The organism is Hyphomonas sp. (genome assembly GCF_965284475.1).
Classification (GTDB): domain Bacteria; phylum Pseudomonadota; class Alphaproteobacteria; order Caulobacterales; family Hyphomonadaceae; genus Hyphomonas.
Genome location: NZ_OZ260087.1, coordinates 1819806 through 1839777 on the forward strand (window position 1 = coordinate 1819806; position 19972 = coordinate 1839777).

The window sequence follows — 19972 nt, forward strand, 5'->3', positions numbered from 1 at the left end:
CAATCTGCGCTGCTCTGGTGTGCAAAGGCAGGGCCGAGGTCAAGTGCGGCGGCGCGTTATTCGGAAACCGACGCGCCCGCAGCGACGGTTTGGCGCGGGTTACATCGGCCCGCGCCTTCCTACATAAGGCAGGCAATACGCGGAGACTGATATGCCCAAGTCCTCACCCATACTTGCAGGCCTGCGCCTGCGCTGCGGCCAGTGCGGTGAAGGCAAGCTCTATGCGGGCTATCTCAAGCTGAACACGGCCTGTCCTGCCTGCGGGCGCGACATGACCGCAGCAGACACGGCTGACGGTCCGGCCTTCTTCGTCGGGTTCGGCGTGCTGGTCCTGCTCGCGCCGTTCCTGTTTCTTCTGCCGATGAGCCCGATGCCGGTTGTCGCCAAGGTCTTCGCTTTCGCCGCCCTGTGCGCAGTGCTGATCGGGCTGTGCCTCGTCCTGCTGCCCATCGCCAAGGCGGTGCTGCTCAATCTCCAGCTTCACCATGATGCCGAGGAAGTGACCGCCTCGGACATCAAGGACCGCTAGTTCACCGCGCTCCAGCCGCCATTGCGATGGAGGGTGCCAAGCAGTTCCTCAGGGCGCTTCACCCCGTGCAGCTTGTCGGCAGCATCCGGACGGCCCAGCGCATAGCCCTGGAGGAAGTCGCAGGCCAGCAATTGCAGGATCGCAGCCTGGTCCTCGGTTTCGACGCCCTCGGCGACGACCTTCATGTTCAGGCTGTGGCCCAGGGCAATGATCGATTTCAGCAATTGGCGGCCCGTTGGCCCGATATCCAGCTGCTGGATGAAGGCCCGGTCGATCTTGAGGCCATCAAATTCGAATTGCTGCAAATAGCTCAGCGAGGAATAGCCCGTGCCGAAATCGTCGAGCAGGACCTGGACGCCCATTTCGCGCAGGCGCTTCATGGTGCGCTGGGCTTCGCCCGTATGCGAAATCAGGACACCTTCGGTAATCTCGATGTGCAGCAGGTTGGGTGCGATGCCATGGCGCTCAAGCGCGGCTTCCACGCTGCTGGCAAAGCCATCGACCCTGAACTGGACCGGCGACACGTTGACCGCAATCGGGATGGTTTTCTGGCGCTTGATTTCCAGCATGGCCTGGTCGAGCGCCCACGCGCCCAGCTTGGAAATGAGGCCGCTCTCTTCCGCAATCGGGATAAACACACCCGGTGAGCCTGCCTGGCCCTGCTTGCTTGGCCAGCGCATGAGGGCCTCGGCACTCATGACCTTGCCACTGCGGGCACAGACAAGCGGCTGGTAGACCAGCTGAAGCTGGTTGTTCATCAGCGCCAGGTCGAGTTCGGAATTGATCGTGCGGCGCAATTGCAGCGCCTCGTCCATTTCAGGGGTGTAGACGCGGATGCTTTCCTGCTTCTCGCTCTTGGCGGCAAACATCGCCACATCCGCGCGCCGCAGGATTTCCGTCGCCGGGGAATCGTCCTGCCTGGCGGCGGCGATACCGATATTGGCCTTGATGTTGATCACATCCTCACGGATGCGGAAGGGGGCAGACATGGCCTTGTCGATTGACTGCGCCGTCTGGGTGGCGCGGTGCACGGAGTCGGGCCGGGTGATCAGGGCCGCGAATTCCCCGCCGCCGACACGGGCCAGCAGGTCTTTCTCGTGCAGGCAGCTTGTCATCCGCATGGCGACGGCCTTGAGAAGCTCGTCGCCTGTTTCATGTCCCAGCGTGTCATTGACCACTTTGAACCCGTCCAGGTCCATCACCATGAGCGAGGGCTCGGGGCCATTCGCGCTCAGCGCGGCATTCAGCCGGTCATGCAGGGTGGCCCGGTTGGGCAGCTCGGTCACCGGGTCTGTCGAGGACAGTTTGGCGAATTGCTCGCGCACGGCGGCCAGCTGGGAGGCATGACGCGTACCCTGCCACAGGATGATCGCGGCCAGCAGCGCCAGCGAAATGTTTGCGAGAAGAATTGCGGACAGGACGCTCATGCGCTCGCTCCGTCCGGAAGACTGGAAATTGAATATGACATTGAAGCAGCCCTGACTCTGTCTTTAGGTCTGCTCTTCTAATGTCTCCCGGTGCACGAAGGTTTGCGCCGGACATGGAAACATCTCCATCCGGGTTAACTTTGGATTCTCCATGATTGCGCTCTGCGCGTCAGGTCAGCCGGTCAGGGCCTGCTCGTCGCGTTCGCCCGTCCGGATGCGCAGCACTGAATCCACGGTGAGGACGAATATCTTCCCGTCGCCGATTGTCCCGGTATTGGCTGCCGCGGTGATGGCGTCGGAAAAGCGGTCCACGTCGGCGTCAGCGCAAGCGACTTCCACCCTGACTTTCGGCAGCAGGCGGACTTCGTATTCCGCGCCGCGATAGACTTCGGTCTTGCCTTGCTGGCGACCATAGCCACGCACTTCCGAAACCGTCAGTCCGGTCGCGCCTGCTTCCGAGAGCGCGTCAATCACGGCGTCGAGGCGGCTGGGCTTGAAGATTGCTGTCACGAGTTTCATGGTCGGCTGGCCTTTATGTTTTGTGCACATGCGAACGTATCTGCAGCACGGCGCGCGTCAATGCCTTTCGCGGCCATTGCTTGTCGCAGGCCTGGCCACACGCACCCGGTCGACAACAGGGGCTACCGCGCCCCCGCCCGGTGAAGCATACAGCCGCTTGACGGCCTCAACCAGAACCACGCCGCCAAAGCCGGGGGCAATCAGGCGGCCAATAGTATCCCATCCCTCGGCCGCCGCCGTCACGATCCCGGCCGATACGGGCGGCATGTAAAGCGCGCTGGAACTGGCCGTCACCTGGAACAGTCCGATGGACATCAGGTTCATCAGTTGTGCCCGGCTCCAGGGACGGCCCTGTCCGAAGGGCGTGCGCGTCGCCCGTGACCAGAGGCCCGCCCGGTTCGACGCGGCCAGCACGATACGCCCTTCCGGCGCCATGACGCGCCAGATCTCGCGCAGATAGGCCCGCGGGTCGCCGGTCTCTTCCAGTCCGTGCAGGACGATCACCCGGTCGAACATGCCGTCGGGAAAGGGCAGGCGCAGGTCACCGACGGATACGGCCGCATTGCCGCGCCCGGTCGGGTCCCACTTCACCGGCCCGTGGTCGAAAGGCACCGCCGCCACGCTGCGGCCCGGATGGTCACCAAACGCATCGAGCACGGGCAGTGCGTATCCAAGCCCGAGCAGGGACAGATTGTTCGCCTCGCCCCACAGGTCGGTCAGCTTTGTCGACAGGATGCGCGCCGCCGCGCTCCCCAGCGGGGAGGCATAGAATCTTTCGAGCGTGACCGCATCCTGACGCATTGTCTTCCTTGTGTTAGATCAAGATCCTGTGATTGCCTATAATGGCAAAGGAGACCCGAAAACATGTTCCAGATACACCAGTTTCCCTGCCTGAGTGATAATTACGGCTTCCTGGCACACGATAGTGCCTCCGGCGAAACCGCCGCCATCGACACGCCCGATGCTGAAAAATATCTCGCCGAGGCCGCATCCCGTGGCTGGACGATCACGCAGATATGGAACACGCACTGGCATCCCGACCATGCCGGCGGCAATCTCGCCATCAAGGACGCGACCGGTTGCACGATTACCGGCCCGGCGGGCGAAGCGGCGAAAATTCCCGGCATCGACCGCGCCGTGAAGACAGGTGACGTGGTCACCCTCGGGGCGCTGGAAGCCCATGTCATCGACGTGCCCGGGCACACGCTTGGCCATATCGCCTATCACCTGCCAGAAGAAGCGACCGCCTTTGTCGGCGATGCGGTCTTTGCGCTTGGCTGCGGACGGGTGTTCGAAGGCAATCCGGGCATGATGTGGGACAGCCTGTCCCGCCTGAAGACCCTGCCGCCTGCAACCGCGCTCTATTGCGCCCATGAATACACCGCCTCGAACGCGAAATTTGCCGTGACGGTGGATCCGGATAATGCGGCGCTTGCTGACTATGTTGACGAGATCCACGCCAGGCGTGCACGTAACGAATGGACCGTGCCGACAGGGCTTGCCCGTGAACTCGCCACCAATCCTTTCCTGCGTGCTGACGATCCGGCCCTGCAGGCGGCCATGGGCCATCCCGGCGACCCGGTCGCCACCTTTGCGGAAATCCGCGGGCGCAAGGACCGGTTCTGATGGACGCCATCTCCGGTGATCTGGGTGCCAATGAGATCATCCGCATGCTCGGCCTCCGGCCGCATCCGGAAGGCGGCCATTATACCGAGACATTCCGCGCACCGGCCTTGCCCGGCTACCGGCCCAGCTCCACCGTTATCTATTACCTGCTGCAGGCAGATGAAGTCTCGGCATGGCACAGGGTCGACGCCGACGAGGCCTGGTTCTGGCATGCCGGTGGCCCGCTTTCGCTCACGCTGTCGCCGCCAGACGGCAACGGCGCAGAAGCCTTCCGGCTCGGCCCGGACCTGCGCACCGGCCAGCGCCCGCAAGTCATCGTGGCGGCCCATCACTGGCAAACCGCCGAAACGCTGGGCGCCTGGACGCTCGTCAGCTGCACCGTGGCGCCGGGGTTTGAGTTCAAGGGGTTCGAGCTTGCGCCGCCAGACTGGCGTCCCCGCCCCTGAACCATCCTGACCAACACGCTGGAACGCGATTCCGGCATCTCGCCTCCCGCGTCTTCATAAAAGAAAAACCGGACGGCGCAGGGCCGGTCCGGTTCGTCCTGTTACGCATGATCCTGCAAATCTAGCCCGCGATGTATTGCGCGCCGTTCACAGTCATGGTTGCACCGGTGATGAAGGCGGCTTCGTCGCTGGAGAGATAGGCGCACATGGACGCAATCTCTTCAGCCTTGCCGAGGCGTCCGACCGGAATGGTCGCAATAATGCCTTCCAGCACCTTTTCCGGAACCGCGCGCACCATTTCCGTATCGATATAGCCGGGGCAGACCGTGTTGACGGTGATGCCCTTCTTGGCGCCTTCCTGGGCGAGCGCCTTGGACATGCCGATCAGGCCGGCCTTGGCGGCCGAATAGTTCGCCTGGCCGAACTGGCCCTTCTGTCCGTTGATCGACGAGATGTTGATCACGCGGCCGAAATTGCGGTCACGCATGCCTTCCCAGACATGGCGCGTCACATTGAACGCCGACGTCAGGTCGATATTGATCACTTCCTGCCACTGCTCCAGTGTCATCTTGTGGAAGGGCGCATCGCGCGTCACGCCGGCATTGTTGATGACCACGTCGACAGGGCCGAGATCGGCCTCGATCGCCGCAATGCCTTTGCCAACGGCCTCATAATCGGCGACGTCGAACCTGTAGGTCCCGATACCCGTTTCCTGTTCGAACGCTTTGGCGGCTTCTTCGTTGCCGCCATAATTGGCTGCAACATTGTAGCCTTTGGCTTTCATCGTCTCACTGATCGCCCGCCCGATGCCGCGCGTGCCCCCTGTGACCAGAACTGTTTTTGTCATGCCTGTTTTCCTCCGGCGTTATGTTGCATCCACTCGTAGCCTTCCTGGGCCCTGGACTTCAACTAGGACATTGGTCACACGCAAAATCTGTGCAAACATTGCTGCATAGCACAATAATTGCTTCTCCGATTTGGAGAATAGAGGGCAGGACATGGCCAAGCCAAACGGATCGTCACAGATGATCATCATCAAGAAATATGCGAATCGTCGTCTCTACGACACATCGACCTCATCTTACGTGACGCTGGACCACCTGTCCGAGCTTGTCCGCGAGGGCCGGGATTTTGAAGTGCGCGATGCCAAATCCGGCGAAGATCTGACCCGTCAGGTCCTCACCCAGATCATTTTCGAGCAGGAAACAAAGGGCGAAGGCGCGCTTCCGCTGAACTTCCTGCGCAAGCTGATCGGGTTCTATGGCGGTGGCGCGCAGACCTTCCTGCCGGCATTTCTCGACATGTCCATGAACAGTTTCGCTGACACGCAGAAGGAATGGCGCAAGGCGGCCAATCCCATGTCGGCCTTCGAAAAGCAGGCCAAGCGCAACATGGCCATGTTCGAACAGGGCATGAAGATGTTCATGCCGACGCTCTACAAGGCGTCCCAAACCGAGAAAACGACCCCGTCAAATCCGATCCTGGAATTCCAGGCCGAGGCGCTCGCGACCATGCAGGCCCAGATGCAGGCCATCCAGGAACAGCTCGCCGATCTTGCCAAGAAGGACTGATCCTGATCGCGCCCTGAACGAAAACGGCCTGCCACGCAAACGCGGCAGGCCGTTTTGCTTTGAGCGGTTCAGGGTCGCGTTACACGTCCCCGGCTACCCCGAAGTCGCGCCGTGCCGACACGATCGTCACCACGACACCGGCCAGCACATCCAGCAAGGCCATCGACATCAGGATGAAGAAGGTCGAGGTCGCGAAATTCGGCAGGAGCAGGAACTGGATCAGGCAGACGATGAACAGGATCATCGAAATGGCGTGATTGACGATGGTCGATGTCCCCGTGCTGGTCGATTTGAGAATCTCCAGGAACAGGAACACGATGGCGAGCAGCAGGATGGCATCGCCCTTGGTCAGCACCCAGTCGACGCCGGAAATCATCGGCAGGCTCATGAACTGGCCGTTCAGCAGGTTGAGGATCGGCGCTGATGTCGCCCGGATCAGTTCGCCCTGGGCGTTGACCGTCTCGACTGCGCCGCCAAAGCCCAGCGCCAGCAGGTTGTAGAGTGCCACCGGAATGACCAGCAGCGGAAAGATTCCGAAAATTGCGCGCATCATGTACCCCTTTTCATGCGAGTCGTTTGAAGCGGGCTTCTCACGCTTCTCGCGTTCCATTTTGGCGACCGCCGCTCCCGCAAGTGCGATCCGTGTATCCTTGCTCATGTCATTACCACCCGTCATCCGGCTGAGTTAAGATCAGGTTTACCGTATCACGGGCGGTGATGCGAGGGTATTTCCCGAAGCTCCGCCTGTGACCGGGCATGATGGACGCGAATAGGCGTAAACATGGGCGTTTTCGGGTCGCGAGGCGAAATCAGCGCCTAGATTTCGTCCGCGCCGCCCGGATGGCGCCGGCGGCGGATCAGCCACATCACGCCGCGCAGGTCTGACAGGGCATCGTTCAGGCGGCCGAAATTGGTATAGTTCGAAGTGCCGCTGGCGCGCGCGCGATGGTTCACGTCCCGGAACTCGATTCCATACCCCTCAGCCCGCATCAGGGCCGGAATATAGCGGTGCATATGGTCGAAATAGGGAAGCGAGATATAGGCGTCGCGATACAGCGCCTTCGTGCCGCATCCGCTATCGTCGCAATCATCCTTCAGCAGGCGCTGGCGGATAGAGTTGGCAAAGCGCGATCCAAACCGCTTCCACGGCGTGTCCTTGCGGCTGGCCCGGCGGCCCATGACCATTTTCAGGTCGGCGGGCGCATCAGCGCGGGTCAGGGCGCGGTAAAGGTCCGGCAGGTCGGCCGGGTCGTTCTGGCCGTCGCCGTCGAGCGTGCCGATCACCGGTGCGCGCGCGGCCAGGATACCCGACCGGATGGCGCGGCTCTGCCCGGCATTCCTGCGGTGTCCCAGAACTCTCAGCATCGGGAAGCGAGCCTTCAGTTCGGACAGCACGGCGCGTGTGTCATCGGTCGAGGCATCGTCAACAAAGATCATTTCAAAGGCGCGCCCGTCCAGCGCCCGCGCAATTTCTTCGATCAGCGTTTCGACATTGCCGGCTTCGTTGTGCACGGGCACGACAACAGAGAATTCTAGGGAATTGGCCAAATCACTGAGCCTTCAGGCTTGCGGGGAAAACGAACAACGCTCCATAACGAGGCAGACCCGCAAAAGCGAGACCTTACCTCATCTCGTTCTGATACAGGAATTCCTGTCCAAAATCACGAGACGGACCGGACGTGACCCGTTAGAAAGCAGAGCCATGACACTTCTCGACCGCCTCTCGACCGGCTGGAAAGCCTGGCTTCTCCTCTTCGTGATCACTTTCGCTGCGGCTGCGCCCGGTGTCTTCACCCTGCCGGCGCTGGACCGCGACGAAAGCCGCTTCGCGCAGGCCTCCAAGCAGATGCTGGAATCGGGCGACTATATCCGCCTGCGTTACCAGGACGAGCTGCGCAACAAGAAGCCGGCCGGCATCCACTGGCTGCAGGCCGGCTCCACCGCGCTGCTGACCGGCGCAGAGGCCAGGCAGATATGGACCTATCGGGTGCCCAACTGGCTCGGGGTTGCTTTTGCGACGCTCGCCTGTTTCTGGTGCGGCATCCCGCTGATCGGGCGACGGGCGAGTTTCCTCGGGGCAGTCCTGTTCGGTTCCACCCTGCTGCTGACCAGCGAGGGACACATCTCTAAGACGGACGGCGTGCTGATCTTCCTGACGACGCTCAGTATCGGCGCGCTCGTCCGGCTCTATATGCGCGGTGACCAGTCGAAACGCATGGCGCTCCTCTTCTGGACCTGCATGGGCCTCGTCTTTCTCGTCAAGGGGCCGGTCGGCCCCATGGTGGCGGCCTATGCGGGCCTTGGCGCCTGGGTGTGGATGAAAGCCACGGTGGGCAAGGGCGGCGACTGGTGGCGCGTGCTGCTCTGGTGGCCCGGCCCGCTCATCTTCGTGGCGCTTGTGCTGCCCTGGTTCCTCTGGATACAGGCTGCGACCGGCGGCGAATATATCAAGGGCGCCGTCGGCAAGGATCTCAAGGACAAGTTTACCGGGGCCTCCGAAGGCCATGGCGGCTGGCCCTTCTACCACCTGACGCATCTGCCCGCCTGGTTCTTCCCGGCCACGCTTCTCCTGGTGCCGGGCTGCGCTGCCGCCTGGCAGCGCCTCAAACCCCGGCGTGACCTCGGCTGGAAATGGCTGCGCGATTCGGCGGCGATTTCGGCCGTTGTATTCGTCTTCCTGCTCGTCCTGCTATATCTCCTGCCCCTGCTGCCGCGCCCGGAAGGCACGGGCCTTGTTGCGTCATCCATAAACTCGCTCGCGACCCTGAAGACGCTTCCGGCCTATCCGGCGCTTCTGCTCGCCGCGTTCTGGTACATTTCGGGCCGCGACGACTGGAAGGCACGCTGGCCGATCGGTATTGACGGGCTGACGCATGAAACCCGCGCCATCCGCTTTCTCGTCGCCTGGGCGGGCCTGACATTCATCTTCTTCGAACTGATGCCCACCAAGCTCAGCCACTATATCCTACCGGCCTACCCGGCCATGGGCCTGCTCTGCGGCTATGCGGCCGTGCAGCTGATGGAAGGCACGCGCATGCCGGTCAGCCGCTGGATCTCGCTCGTCTTCTTTGCCAGTGGGGCGATTGCCCTGCTCGCCGCCTCATTTCCCGGTGTGGCCGTCTATCTGATGGAAGAGACGGCAGGTGATTTCACCACGGCCGCCGCCAGCCAGGTGCTCGAATCCTGGACCGCCTATCGCAGCTTCCCACTCTGGCTCTGGTGGATCGGCTTTGCCCTGTCAGGCCTCGCCATTATCGAGTTTGCCCGCCGCCATGACGGCCTCGCCATCCTGTTCGCGATCGCCGCCAGCCTCGCAATTGGCTGGCACATCCGCATCTACATGCTGCCCAGCCAGGTCTGGGCGCACCCGACGGAAACCGCCCGCGCTGCGCTGGAAGAGGTTTGCGGCGTGCCTGGCGATGATGCCGAATGCAACACGACTGCGCCGAAGCGCATCCTCGCCCTCGGCTATGCCGAGCCGAGCTATGTCATGACCCTCGGCACACAGAACCTGCACCCGCCGGAAACACCGCTGGACCTGCCGGCCGATCCGTCAGCCTACCCGGTCGTCTACCTCATCAATTTCGAGGACCGCAAGGCCGAGCCGCCGATCATTGACGAAGTTGCCAGCCTGCGCGCGCAGGCCGAAAGCATGGGTCTCTGCATCACCGAGTCCGAGCCCTATTATGCGCTCAACTATTCGAACGGCGACCCGGTCAATTTCCGCGCGATCCGCTTTGATTCCGGCGGCTGTCCGGGCGGATGATCCGTCAGAAGCTGTAGTCCAGCCGCAGGCCATACGTGCGCGGGTCTGACCGGAATGTGTTGTAGCCGATGAAGCCGTAGCCGGAGAGGGCATAATCCTCATCGGTCAGGTTGCGCCCCCACACGGTCAGGCTGAGGCCGGTACCGGTGAACGTGAAGGCCGCCTCGGCCTGCAGCGTGGTGAACCCGGCCTGCATCCGCGTCTCGAGGCCTTCCGGGTCGAGATAATAGTCGCCGCGATACTTGGCATGCGCCGCAAGGCTGGCGTCCACGCCCTGTGTCAGTGCGAAAGCATAGCGTCCGCCCAGCGTGGCCGACACATCCGGTGCGAAGGGCAGGGGATTGCCGTCAAACGTTGCGGCATTGCCGCCAATGTCGGTCACCTGATCGATCCCGGTATCGAGCAGGGTCAGCCCGGCATTCAGCGTCAGGCCGCTGGCCGGTTGCCATGTCACCTCTCCCTCGGCGCCCCGGACGGTTGCCGCATCAAGGTTCGACAGCGAGTTCGACGTGATGCTCGACCCGTCCGGCAAGGGGAAGTTCACGAAAATCCGTGCCTGCGGCGCATCATAATCCTGCCAGAACGCGGCGACGCTCCAGCTCAGCGTATCCGTCGCCCGCGCCTTGTAGCCAAGCTCGTACGCCGTCACCGATTCCGCATCGAACAGGCCCTCATCCGTGAAATGGGTCGCATTGTTCTGGACCTCGCCATTGAAGCCGCCCGACTTGTAGCTGTTCGACACGGACGCATAGGCCATGCCCGGACCCAGATCATAGGATAGTGCCGCATTGCCGCTGAGGCGCGTTTCGTCAATCACGTTCGATCCGAAGGCAAGGCCCAGCCCGCCGACATTATTGTAGCCGACAGTGCCGTCATCAAACACATGCCGCCCGCTGCCATCGCCTTCGATCCGCTCGTCTGTCACGCGCAGGCCCAGCGTGGCCGTCACGCGGTCCGCCAGGACGAACTCATTATGCGTGAAGGCGGCCAGCGCCGTGCGCGACTGGTTGATGTCGGTCACCAGAGACATCGCAGTTCCGGGTGATACCGGCGCCGGGCCCGCACGGCTTCCTGCGCCGACATAGGGGCACGTGCCCAGCAATGTGTCCTTGTCCAGCACGCCGCACCAGATCGTATAGGTCTGGCTGAAATCATCGGCCGATGCGCTGAGGCCCACCAGCGTATGGCCTCCGTTCCAGTCCGTCTGCAGGCGGAATTCCTGCGAATACTGGCGGAACGAGCGGTCATAAGCGAGGTTTGCGTTCAGGTTGGGGTTGCCGAACAGGGCGACGGCGCCGTCAAAGTCGAAACCGTATTGCTGATCATAGCCTTCAAAGGCCGTCAGCGAGGCAAACTCCCAGCGCCCCAGCGCGCGGCTGTACTCGGCTGACACGCCATAGAAGGCATTGTCCGTGTCCTGCAGGCCATCGCCGGCAACGGCGATCTCGTGATCGCCAGGGGTAAGGCTGTCATTGCGCGGCGCAGCATTGACGCCATTGTCTTCCTCGTAATGCGTGCGCACCAGCAGTTCGCCGCCGCCCGCATTTTCCCAGAGCAGGCCGAGGCGCAGGCCGAATTCGTCGCGCACGCCGCCCGCGTCAGCCGGGCCGGACACATTGTCCAGCGCCGCATCGCGCGAAAGATACCGCCCGGCGAGGCGATAGCTGAAGCCGTTACCAAGCGCGTTCCCGTAGGCGCCGCCAAGGTCCACCCGATCGAAATTGCCATAGCCGGCCCGCACATAGCGGCGCTGGTTATCGCCCGGCCTGACCGAGATGAAATTGATCGCGCCGCCCGAGGCATTGCGGCCATACAGCGTGCCCTGCGGACCCTTCAGCACCTCGATCCGCTCCAGGTCGTACAGCATCAGGCCAGTCTGGACGTTGGTTGCGAGGTAGACGCCATCGGCATAGACCGCAGCCGCCGTCGGTGTCAGCGCCTGATGGTCCACCGCGCCAATGCCTCGGATCTGGAAGGCCACCTGCGTGCCATTGGCCACCGCCGCGTCGACGCCGGTCAGCAGATCTGTCACATCCTCAGCGCCCAGATAGGCATCCGTCAGCTTCAGGTCATCCGTACCGATCACGCTGACCGACATGGGTATATCGGTCAGCGGCGCGGCGCTGGGCGTTGCGGTCGTAACAACCGGGTCCAGGCGCCTTGGCGTATCGCCGGTTTCGGCGAGTGCAGGAGCAGAAATCGAGACAATCAGGAGCGTGGCGGGGAGGATGCAAATGGTTTTCATTCGCCGCACTTAGGCGAGCTGAGAATCCTTTGCAACTGTTGCATTTGTTACGATTTACATGACGCAGCAGTCACCGTTTCGGTGACGCCTAAGTCATATTTTTACGCGGCATTCGGTGAGTGTACGGTCTAACGTGGGGCGCGTTTTGCCAGGATGCGCTGCAATGTCCGGCGGTGCATGTTGAGGCGCCGGGCCGTCTCGGAGACATTGTGATTGCACAGCTCATAGACGCGCTGGATGTGTTCCCAGCGCACGCGGTCGGCCGACATCGGGTTTTCCGGCGGGGCAGGCTTCTCGTCTTTCGATGCCGTAAGGGCACGAATGATATCGTCCACATCGGCAGGCTTGGACAAATAGTCGACTGCGCCCGCCTTGACGGCGGCGACGGCCGTCGCGATGGCGCCATATCCGGTCAGGATCACGGCGCGGGCCTCCGGGCGGTGCTTTTGCAGCACGTCAACCACGTCCAGCCCGCTGCCATCTTCCAGGCGCAGGTCCAGCACGGCAAAGGCCGGCGGGTTCAGGCGGGCAATATCCTTGCCTTCGCTGACGGTTGAAACGGCTGACACAACAAAGCCGCGCTGGGCCAGCGCGCGTGCCATGCGCTGAACAAAGGGGCCGTCATCGTCCATGACGAGACAGGAGCGGTCTTCCACATCCTTGAGGCTTTCGTGCACGTTTACAGACACCGGGCGGTCCATGTCCGCATTCCTTCTAATGATTCCAGAACAATATAGGTCTTTTGCATGCGCTAGGCCAATTTAGAAGCCTCTAGCGCTGCACGTGGCCACAGGGCCTGCACGACGGCGCCGCGCTTGGGGGGGGTGCGGTTGCGTGTGGCAATGCGTCCGCCGGTGCGTTCGATCAGGGTTTTGGCGATGAAAAAGCCGAGACCCATGTCGCCGCCGCCCAGCTGCGCCTCGCTGCGCTGCGAGACATAGGGCTCGCCCAGCTTGGGCATGACCTCGGCTGCAAAGCCCGGGCCGTCATCGGTGATGGTGATCAGGATCTGGTCGTCGGTCCAGGAGGCAACGGCCGTCACCCGCGTGTCGGCAAAGCTGACGGCGTTTTCGATGAAGGCCCCCAGCGCGTGCAGAATTTCGGGGCTGCGGTTCAATACGGGCGCCCTGGGTTCGCCCCGTTCGCCGGGACCGGCCCGCACGATCAGTTCAACTCCCAGCCCCTTGAACGGGGCAGCTGATTCCTCGACCAGCGCGTCCAGCGGCATCAGGGCGTGCACAATGTCGGTCGCCTCGCGGGCCTCGCGTATCGTCGCGAGGATCGCGCGGCACCGGTCGGCCTGTTCGGCGATCAGGTTCACATCCTCGAAATTGGGGTGGTCAGGGCCGATTTCCGACAGGAGTTCCTTGGACACAAGGTGGATGGTCGCCAGCGGCGTGCCCAGTTCATGCGTCGTCATGGCTGACATGGCGCCCAGCGCCGACAGTTTCTGCTCACGCGCCATCACCACGCTGGCCGCGTCGAGCGCCCGCACGAGACGCGCTTCATCCTGGCTGACCCGTACGGCTGACAGGGAAAAGAACACAACGCCCACCGCCAGCGCCGTGAACTGGCCCCACTGGAACAAAGGCGGCAGGCTGATCACTTCAATGCCGGCCCAGGGCAGGGGCATGGTGAACAGGGGCATGGCGGCAGCCGATGCAAGGGCCAGAATGGCGACCATGGTGGCGCGCGCCTGTGACACCGACAGGGCCGCCACGGTCACAGGTGCCAGCAGCAGCAGCAGGAAGGGGTTGGACAGGCCGCCCGTCACGGTGATCAGCGCGGCCAGCTGCATAGTGTCAAAGGCCAGCTGCAGACTCGCTTCCCATCCCCGCGTCAGGCGCTGGCTCTGGAAGGCAAAGGCCAGGAACACGTTCAGCCAGGCGGATGCGGCAATGATCGCCAGGCACAGTGCCAGCGGCACTTCGAAACGCATGACAAAGGCCACGAACAGGACAGCCGCCGTCTGGCCCGCCACCGCCAGCCAGCGCAGCGTGATGAAGGTACGCAGCCGCGTCCGGCCCAGCGCCGATTGCGCTGACCCCAGTCCTTCGGGTGCCAGCGTGAAAACGGCGTCGTCCAGCCCGTAACGGGAATCGCGGGTGATATCGTCCATGCCCTGCTTATGCGGCAGCGTGACGCTTGCGCCAAGCGGGCTGATGGCGGCATATCGCGGCCATGACCCTCCCTTACCGCACCCTCGCCGCCGCCCTTGGCGCCCTTGCCGCCACCGCCTGCAGCCCCTCAGATGCGCCATCCGACACCACACCTGCACCCGCCAAGGCCCGGTCCGGCGGCGCGCAATCGGGCTGTCTCAGCCGGTCCTATCCAGAGATAGGCGGGCCCATATCGCTCGTCAACGACAAGGGTGAAGCGGTCACCGAGGATAATTTCAAGGGTCGCCCGGCATTGATTTATTTCGGTTTTACCTATTGCCCGGATGTCTGCCCGATGACACTGGTCAGCATCGCGCGCGCCTACAGGACGCTGCCGGAAGGCATGGAACCGCCGCAAACACTGCTGATCTCGGTCGATCCCGAGCGCGATACGCCTGAAACCCTTGCCCAATACGTCACAACCGCTGCGTTTCCCGACAATCTCGTCGGCCTGACCGGCACGACGGAACAGGTCCGCGCAGCAGCCGATTCCTTCATCGCCGACTATTCGCGCATCGATGATGACAGCAGCTCGGCCGGCTACACGATGGACCATACCAGTCTGCTCTACCTGATGGACGCGGACTGGAAGCTGAAGACCTTCTTCACCCATGAGGATACGAGCGAAACCATCGCCGCATGCCTTGCCGAGGTGCTGGAAGACTAGGCAGGGCCCCGTCCGGCGGACAGGGCCCTGCAGGGATCAGGCAAACAGGCTGGCCGCAAAGAAGGCGAAGAAGCCGCCGATCAGGAATGCCGCAAGGCTGATCCACCAGACAATCCAGCTGACGCGCCGCGCACGCGTGCAGGCCCGCGCGGCAGCCGGATCAATCGGGCAGGGCAGCGAGCGGGCATGCCATTGCCATGCCCCGGAGAGCGCAATCATCGCTCCTGCGATCGCAAACACCAGCACCTTGTTCCTGCCGAGCCAGGTGATCTGCGGCACGGCTTCAATCAGCCCGGCCATGACGGCACCCGCTCCCAGGCTCACCAGCAGGGCGGGCAGGGCGCAGCAGACCAGTGTGCCGGTCGAGGTAAACAGGGAGAGAAAGGCCGGCAGCGTGCTCGGCGATCTGATCTCTTCGCTCATACGCCACCTGCGCGCTTGATTTCCACGAGCGCGTAGCCGGACTTGCGGATCAGCTTGCCGACGGTTTCGTCATCAAGTGTCTGGCCCTTCTTCATGCCAAGCACGACTTCGCCATTGTCGAGGTCGACCTTGACGGTCTCCACGGCGGCCTGCTTGCCGAAGACTTTCCGGATCGACTGGGCGCAGAAATCGCAGACCAGGCCGTTGACCCTGGCGGTCACGGTTTCGCCCGAAGCGGCGGGCGTGGCCTCCCTGTTCGCTGACGGTGCCGGGCGAACGGCGTCAGCATGCGCGGAATGGTCCATCTTGGAATGGTCCATAGGCGCCGGCTCAGTCGTCTCCTGCGCAAAGGCGGGCGCAGCGAGCAGGCTGAGGGCGAGGGATGAGAGAGCAATCGTGAATGTTTTCATGGGTTTATTCCTTTGGGTTCAGAACCGGATGATCCAGTTCGCAAGCAATTCTTCTGTTTCAACGGTGTAGCCGAGCTCGACCATCTGGACGCCCTTGAAGAAACGTATCAGGGGGGTCGTGGTGACAGGCTCTGCTGCCTCCGGCTGGTTATCCACCTGCAGCATGAGCCAGGTGTGGAGATCGCCATAGTCACCGATATAAGGCGCGACGCCGATGCGCCCGCTATGGCTGACACTCTGATTGCCCGGAAAGTCGGTGGCGCGCGTCTCGAAAGACGTGAACCATCGGCGGGTTTCCCAGTCCGCAGCGAAACCGGCAATGCCGCCAGGTTGCGCTCTGGCGCTGCCGAACGGATCTGCCTGGCCTGCGGCCAGTTTCAGATAGAGATTGCCCTGGCTGGCAGGGCCGTTCCATCGCTTCAGAAGGCGATTGTACTGAATGCCGGTGAACTGGATATCGTCCGTCCAGTTGCGTTCGACATAGAGGCCAACGGAATCGAAGGCCGTGGGAGAATAGTGGATATGCAATGAGGCGTAATCCCCATTGTTCATCTGCATGGCTGTCCAGCCGCCCGCATATGAAACGGGTCTGGCTTCGGCGACCGGCGCAAGGACGGCCAAGGTCAGACAGGCCGCGGCAGGCGCGGCGTAAGATAGGAAGGTCAATGCCTTCTCCTCTGTTTCGGATTGATCCTGGGCTTACAAGAGCAGGATCAGGCGCGCGGAGGTGGCGGTTCCGGAACAGACGGGCAGGAGGTGGCCGACTCGCCAAACGGCTTGTCGAAGGAAGGCGGGAAAGGCGCGGCGAGGCTGACAGGGCGTGGCGCGCCAGGCAAAGAGGCGAGAATGGCGGGGCAGCAGCAGGCGGTCATCCCGGGCATATCCGTGCTGTCGGAAGGTGCCGGATCGCTGTCATGCATTGCGCCCATGTCGCAATCATCCTGCATGCTCATCGCGCCCTGATGGGGCATTTGCATGTCGGCTGTGCGGCATTTGTCCTGCGCTGCGGCAGCAGCGCCAGCAGCCAGCAGCCATAGGCTCAGGCAAAGGAGGGCTAGTCTGAAGGCCATTCGGCTTCCTCTATCGCCCCGGACCGCTGCCGGGTCAATTCACGAAGGCTTGACCTATTCAGCTGTCCAGCCGCCATCAATGGACAATTCTGCGCCATTGATCTGGTCGGCGTCCGGTGAGCAGAGGAAGGCGGCAAACCCCGCAATCTGTTCAACGGTCACGAATTCCTTGGTCGGCTGGGCTTCAAGGATGACGTCCTCGATCACCTGGTCCCGCGTCATGCCCCGCGCCTTGGCCGTATCGGCAATCTGCCCATCGACAAGGGGCGTATGGACATAGCCGGGGCAGAGCAGGTTGCAGCGAACCCCATGCCTTGCCCCTTCAAGCGCGGTTACCTTGGTGAGGCCCGCAAGGCCGTGCTTGGCGGTTACGTAGGCAGACTTGAACGGCGAGGCGACCTTGGCATGCGCGCTGCCGGTATTGATGATGCGGCCCCAGCCCTTTGCCTTCATGCCCGGCAGGGCCATGCGGGTCGTGTGGAAGGCCGCTGTCAGGTTGAGCGCGATGATGAGGTCCCATTTTGCAACCGGAAATTCCTCAATCGGCGCGACGTATTGCATGCCGGCATTGTTGACCAGAATGTCCACACCGCCGAAATCGCGCGCAGCATAGCCCATCATGCCCTCAATCGCGTCCGGATGGGTGAGATCGGCTCCGGAATAGCCCACCTTGACACCAGATTCCTTCGCCAAACCCGCGCGCTCTGCCTCGATGACCGCTTCGTCACCAAAGCCGTTCAGGATGATATTGCACCCCTGACGCGCAAGGCGGGTTGCAATCGCTTTGCCGATCCCGCTCGTCGAGCCGGTAACGAGTGCAGTTTTTCCGCTTGGCATGGTGATGTCTCCTTGAGGCGCGGGCGCGCTGTGTTTAGGGATAGTAGCGGCCTCGGGAGGGCCATCGCGAATATGTGTTCAGGATAGGGTGGTTCAATGGACGGTGAAATCGGTGCTTTTGTCGAAGCGTTTCCACGCTTCCTGCTCTGGACGACTTCTGCCGGAGTCATGCTGCTGGTCGCAAGCACTATCTATATATTGCTGACGCCCTGGAAGGAACTTGCCCTCGTCAAGGGCGGCAACGCCTCCGCCGGGCTCGCTCTTGCCGGTGCGATTGCCGGACTGGCCATTCCGATTGCCTCGACCCTGGCCTCGAGCGTGTCCCTGCTCGATCTGCTCATCTGGGGCGTCATTGCCCTGTTGCTGCAACTGATCGTGTACCGGCTGGTCGATGTCGTGCTGCGTGACATTCCCCAGCGCATCGAGCAGGATCAGGCGGGTGCTGCCATCGTGCTGATCGCGGCGAAGCTCTCGTCGGCGATCATTCTGGCTGCCGGGTTGTGGGATCCTGCGCTACAACGGTTTTAAGTCTCGGAGGCAGTTACGCAGATGAGGTCATTTGATTGGGCATTGTACCTCCTGGTGTTCTGCGTCGTTGTCGGGACGTTGTTTGCCAATGAAAACAATGCCGACGCGCCTGAGCCGCCGCCGACCTCCCTGGAGTCCGACGGCCCGACCCTGCCGCCGCCATCCATTCTGGACGAGCAGATTCTCGTGCAGGTCGACGCGCCAAAGGATGGCATCGGCACGGCCTTTGCCGTGAACAATCAGGGCGACTGGATCACGGCCCGCCATGTCGTTGACGGCTGCAACAGTGTCGGCCTGCTGGTTGCGCCTGACCAATATGTGCCGGTTGAGCGTGTCACGGTTGATCCCGACAGCGATCTGGCACTGATTTCGACCGGCCGCAGTCCCAGTTCCGTCAGGCTCGCCCTCGGCAAGCCCTTGCGGATCGGCGATGAGGGCTATCATGTCGGCTATCCGCAGGGGCGGCCGGGCGAGGTGGCGACCAAGCTGCTGTCGCGGTCCAAACTGATCACGCGGGGGCGCCGCGATGGCGCCGAACCTATCCTGGCATGGGCGGAAATCGGCCGCACGCAGGGCCTGACGGGCACGCTTGGCGGGATTTCCGGCGGGCCGGTCTTTGACAAGGATGGCGGTGTGCGCGGCGTGATTGTTGCCGAAAGCCCCCGGCGTGGCCGCATCTATACGGCGGCGCCATCCTCGGTTGAGGCCTTCCTGACAAGCCTTGACGTTTCGACCGTCGACGGGCCGCATGAAAGCTTCACCGTGCATACTTACGGGCCGCAATCGGACAATGCCCGCCGCAGGCTGCAGGTGGTCAAGGTCGCCTGCCAGGTCAGGCCATGACCGATTTTGCCAGCCGCCTGACCCTTGCGGCGCGCACGACCGGTCCGCTCTGCGTCGGCATTGATCCCCATCCGGGACGGGTTCCGGCCCTGTTTGGCGGCGACACGCCTGAAGGGCTGGCCAGATGGGGCGAGGCGATCATCTCTGCGGTTGCCGGGCGCGCCTGCGTAATCAAGCCGCAAGTCGGGCTGTTCGAGCGGCTTGGACCCGATGGCATGCGTGCCCTGCAGCGGGTCTGCCAGGCCGGGAAGGCAGCCGGACTGATCGTGATCGCCGATGCCAAGCGCGGCGATATCGGCTCCACCGCCGAAGGTTATGCGCAGGCCTATCTTGGCAAGGACGCGCCCTTTGCCTGCGATGCAGTGACCGTCAATCCGTATATGGGCATGGACACGCTGGACCCCTTCCTGACTGCGGCCGAAGCCAATGGCAAAGGCGTTGTCGTTCTTGCCCGCACATCCAATCCCGGCGCGGCAGACTTCCAGACACGCGACATGGGCGGCGCGCCGCTTTACGCGCGGGTGGTTGAGGCCTTGCAGCCGGCGATTGCGCGGCTGGAGGGGGCAAGCGGCTGGTCGAGCCTCATGCTGGTTGCAGGGGCCACCGGGCCGGATGAGGCGCGCGCCCTGCGGAAACTGGCACCGAGCTGTCTGTTTCTCGTGCCCGGCTATGGCGCACAGGGGAGTGGCGCAGAGGACGCGCTGGCTGGTTTTGTCCGGCGCGGAAATCACCTGGAAGGCGGCGTCGTGAACGCGTCGCGGTCAGTGAATTTCCCATCGGGCGCGGCTGAGGCAAGGGATCTGGCCGAATGGCAAACCACCATCACCAGTGCCATTGAAAGCGCGCAGGCCGATCTGACCGCATTGAGCGGCCTGGCAGAGCCCGCCCGGAGCTAACCTAGCGACA

The 19972-nt window shown here is 62.8% G+C and carries 23 protein-coding genes; 9 read left to right on the forward strand and 14 right to left on the reverse strand.

Annotated elements, in window-relative coordinates:
- Positions 1-151 precede the first annotated feature (151 nt).
- Positions 152-529, forward strand: a complete 378-nt coding sequence (locus ACQ66M_RS08815; protein WP_430403268.1) for a DUF983 domain-containing protein — start codon at positions 152-154, stop codon at positions 527-529.
- On the opposite strand, the gene ACQ66M_RS08820 is transcribed toward ACQ66M_RS08815, so the two are convergent.
- The 3 genes from ACQ66M_RS08820 to ACQ66M_RS08830 form a co-directional block, all read right to left on the reverse strand.
- A complete protein-coding gene (locus tag ACQ66M_RS08820) occupies positions 526-1956 on the reverse strand; it encodes a putative bifunctional diguanylate cyclase/phosphodiesterase (RefSeq protein ID WP_430403271.1) in 1431 nt (476 codons plus the stop codon). The genes ACQ66M_RS08815 and ACQ66M_RS08820 overlap by 4 nt on opposite strands.
- Before the next feature lie 174 nt (positions 1957-2130).
- Positions 2131-2475, reverse strand: a complete 345-nt coding sequence (locus tag ACQ66M_RS08825) for a P-II family nitrogen regulator (protein ID WP_350173735.1) — start codon at positions 2473-2475, stop codon at positions 2131-2133.
- Positions 2476-2532: 57 nt separating this feature from the next.
- Positions 2533-3276, reverse strand: a complete 744-nt coding sequence (locus ACQ66M_RS08830; protein WP_350173737.1) for a class I SAM-dependent methyltransferase — start codon at positions 3274-3276, stop codon at positions 2533-2535.
- A gap of 63 nt (positions 3277-3339) precedes the next feature.
- Between ACQ66M_RS08830 and gloB the strand changes: the two genes are divergently transcribed.
- Both gloB and ACQ66M_RS08840 read left to right on the forward strand, forming a co-directional pair.
- The gene (gene gloB / locus ACQ66M_RS08835) at positions 3340-4101 is read left to right on the forward strand and encodes a hydroxyacylglutathione hydrolase (protein ID WP_350173739.1); all 762 of its coding nucleotides are present in this window, start codon (positions 3340-3342) and stop codon (positions 4099-4101) included.
- Complete coding sequence (locus tag ACQ66M_RS08840; RefSeq protein ID WP_430403273.1) at positions 4101-4547, forward strand: cupin domain-containing protein; 447 nt, start codon at positions 4101-4103, stop codon at positions 4545-4547. Before gloB ends, ACQ66M_RS08840 begins: the two co-directional genes overlap by 1 nt.
- 121 nt (positions 4548-4668) lie before the next feature.
- Here the strand turns inward: ACQ66M_RS08840 and phbB are convergent, their stop codons facing one another.
- The gene (phbB, locus tag ACQ66M_RS08845) at positions 4669-5394 is read right to left on the reverse strand and encodes an acetoacetyl-CoA reductase (protein ID WP_350173743.1); all 726 of its coding nucleotides are present in this window, start codon (positions 5392-5394) and stop codon (positions 4669-4671) included.
- A gap of 151 nt (positions 5395-5545) precedes the next feature.
- Here phbB and phaR point away from each other — a divergent pair, with 151 nt between their 5' ends.
- A complete protein-coding gene (gene phaR, locus ACQ66M_RS08850) occupies positions 5546-6118 on the forward strand; it encodes a polyhydroxyalkanoate synthesis repressor PhaR (protein ID WP_430403275.1) in 573 nt (190 codons plus the stop codon).
- Positions 6119-6197: 79 nt separating this feature from the next.
- Here the strand turns inward: phaR and ACQ66M_RS08855 are convergent, their stop codons facing one another.
- Together ACQ66M_RS08855 and ACQ66M_RS08860 are read right to left on the reverse strand one after the other, a co-directional pair.
- Positions 6198-6776 carry a hypothetical protein gene (locus tag ACQ66M_RS08855; RefSeq protein ID WP_350173747.1) on the reverse strand — a complete coding sequence of 193 codons (579 nt, stop codon included), beginning with the start codon at positions 6774-6776 and terminating at the stop codon, positions 6198-6200.
- Between the two features lie 158 nt (positions 6777-6934).
- A complete protein-coding gene (locus ACQ66M_RS08860; RefSeq protein WP_350173749.1) occupies positions 6935-7666 on the reverse strand; it encodes a glycosyltransferase family 2 protein in 732 nt (243 codons plus the stop codon).
- A gap of 154 nt (positions 7667-7820) precedes the next feature.
- Here ACQ66M_RS08860 and ACQ66M_RS08865 point away from each other — a divergent pair, with 154 nt between their 5' ends.
- On the forward strand, positions 7821-9884 hold the full coding sequence (locus ACQ66M_RS08865; protein WP_430403277.1) for an ArnT family glycosyltransferase: 2064 nt from the start codon (positions 7821-7823) through the stop codon (positions 9882-9884).
- Between the two features lie 4 nt (positions 9885-9888).
- On the opposite strand, the gene ACQ66M_RS08870 is transcribed toward ACQ66M_RS08865, so the two are convergent.
- The 3 genes from ACQ66M_RS08870 to ACQ66M_RS08880 form a co-directional block, all read right to left on the reverse strand.
- On the reverse strand, positions 9889-12129 hold the full coding sequence (locus ACQ66M_RS08870; RefSeq protein WP_430403279.1) for a TonB-dependent receptor: 2241 nt from the start codon (positions 12127-12129) through the stop codon (positions 9889-9891).
- A 128-nt stretch (positions 12130-12257) separates the two neighbouring features.
- A complete protein-coding gene (locus tag ACQ66M_RS08875; protein WP_350173755.1) occupies positions 12258-12830 on the reverse strand; it encodes an ActR/PrrA/RegA family redox response regulator transcription factor in 573 nt (190 codons plus the stop codon).
- Positions 12831-12880: 50 nt separating this feature from the next.
- The gene (locus ACQ66M_RS08880) at positions 12881-14248 is read right to left on the reverse strand and encodes an ActS/PrrB/RegB family redox-sensitive histidine kinase (protein WP_430403281.1); all 1368 of its coding nucleotides are present in this window, start codon (positions 14246-14248) and stop codon (positions 12881-12883) included.
- 62 nt (positions 14249-14310) lie between these two features.
- On the opposite strand from ACQ66M_RS08880, the gene ACQ66M_RS08885 reads away from it, so the two are divergent.
- Positions 14311-14955 carry an SCO family protein gene (locus ACQ66M_RS08885; RefSeq protein WP_430403283.1) on the forward strand — a complete coding sequence of 215 codons (645 nt, stop codon included), beginning with the start codon at positions 14311-14313 and terminating at the stop codon, positions 14953-14955.
- 36 nt (positions 14956-14991) lie between these two features.
- On the opposite strand, the gene ACQ66M_RS08890 is transcribed toward ACQ66M_RS08885, so the two are convergent.
- From ACQ66M_RS08890 to ACQ66M_RS08910, 5 genes are read right to left on the reverse strand one after another with little or no spacing between them, the layout of a single operon-like run.
- Positions 14992-15378 (reverse strand): hypothetical protein, encoded by a 387-nt coding sequence (locus ACQ66M_RS08890; protein ID WP_430403285.1) that lies wholly within the window; start codon positions 15376-15378, stop codon positions 14992-14994.
- Positions 15375-15788, reverse strand: a complete 414-nt coding sequence (locus tag ACQ66M_RS08895; RefSeq protein ID WP_430403287.1) for a heavy-metal-associated domain-containing protein — start codon at positions 15786-15788, stop codon at positions 15375-15377. Before ACQ66M_RS08895 ends, ACQ66M_RS08890 begins: the two co-directional genes overlap by 4 nt.
- 18 nt (positions 15789-15806) lie before the next feature.
- A complete protein-coding gene (locus ACQ66M_RS08900; protein WP_430403289.1) occupies positions 15807-16454 on the reverse strand; it encodes a hypothetical protein in 648 nt (215 codons plus the stop codon).
- Between the two features lie 47 nt (positions 16455-16501).
- Positions 16502-16858 (reverse strand): hypothetical protein, encoded by a 357-nt coding sequence (locus tag ACQ66M_RS08905; RefSeq protein WP_430403291.1) that lies wholly within the window; start codon positions 16856-16858, stop codon positions 16502-16504.
- A 54-nt stretch (positions 16859-16912) separates the two neighbouring features.
- Positions 16913-17695, reverse strand: a complete 783-nt coding sequence (locus tag ACQ66M_RS08910; protein WP_430403293.1) for a 3-hydroxybutyrate dehydrogenase — start codon at positions 17693-17695, stop codon at positions 16913-16915.
- 96 nt (positions 17696-17791) lie between these two features.
- Between ACQ66M_RS08910 and ACQ66M_RS08915 the strand changes: the two genes are divergently transcribed.
- Genes ACQ66M_RS08915 through pyrF form a run of 3 tightly spaced genes read left to right on the forward strand, consistent with a single transcriptional unit; the run spans position 17792 to position 19962 of the window.
- On the forward strand, positions 17792-18223 hold the full coding sequence (locus tag ACQ66M_RS08915) for a DUF350 domain-containing protein (RefSeq protein WP_350173771.1): 432 nt from the start codon (positions 17792-17794) through the stop codon (positions 18221-18223).
- A gap of 21 nt (positions 18224-18244) precedes the next feature.
- Positions 18245-19066, forward strand: a complete 822-nt coding sequence (locus tag ACQ66M_RS08920) for a S1 family peptidase (RefSeq protein WP_350173773.1) — start codon at positions 18245-18247, stop codon at positions 19064-19066.
- A complete protein-coding gene (pyrF, locus tag ACQ66M_RS08925; protein WP_430403295.1) occupies positions 19063-19962 on the forward strand; it encodes an orotidine-5'-phosphate decarboxylase in 900 nt (299 codons plus the stop codon). Before ACQ66M_RS08920 ends, pyrF begins: the two co-directional genes overlap by 4 nt.
- Positions 19963-19972 lie beyond the last annotated feature (10 nt).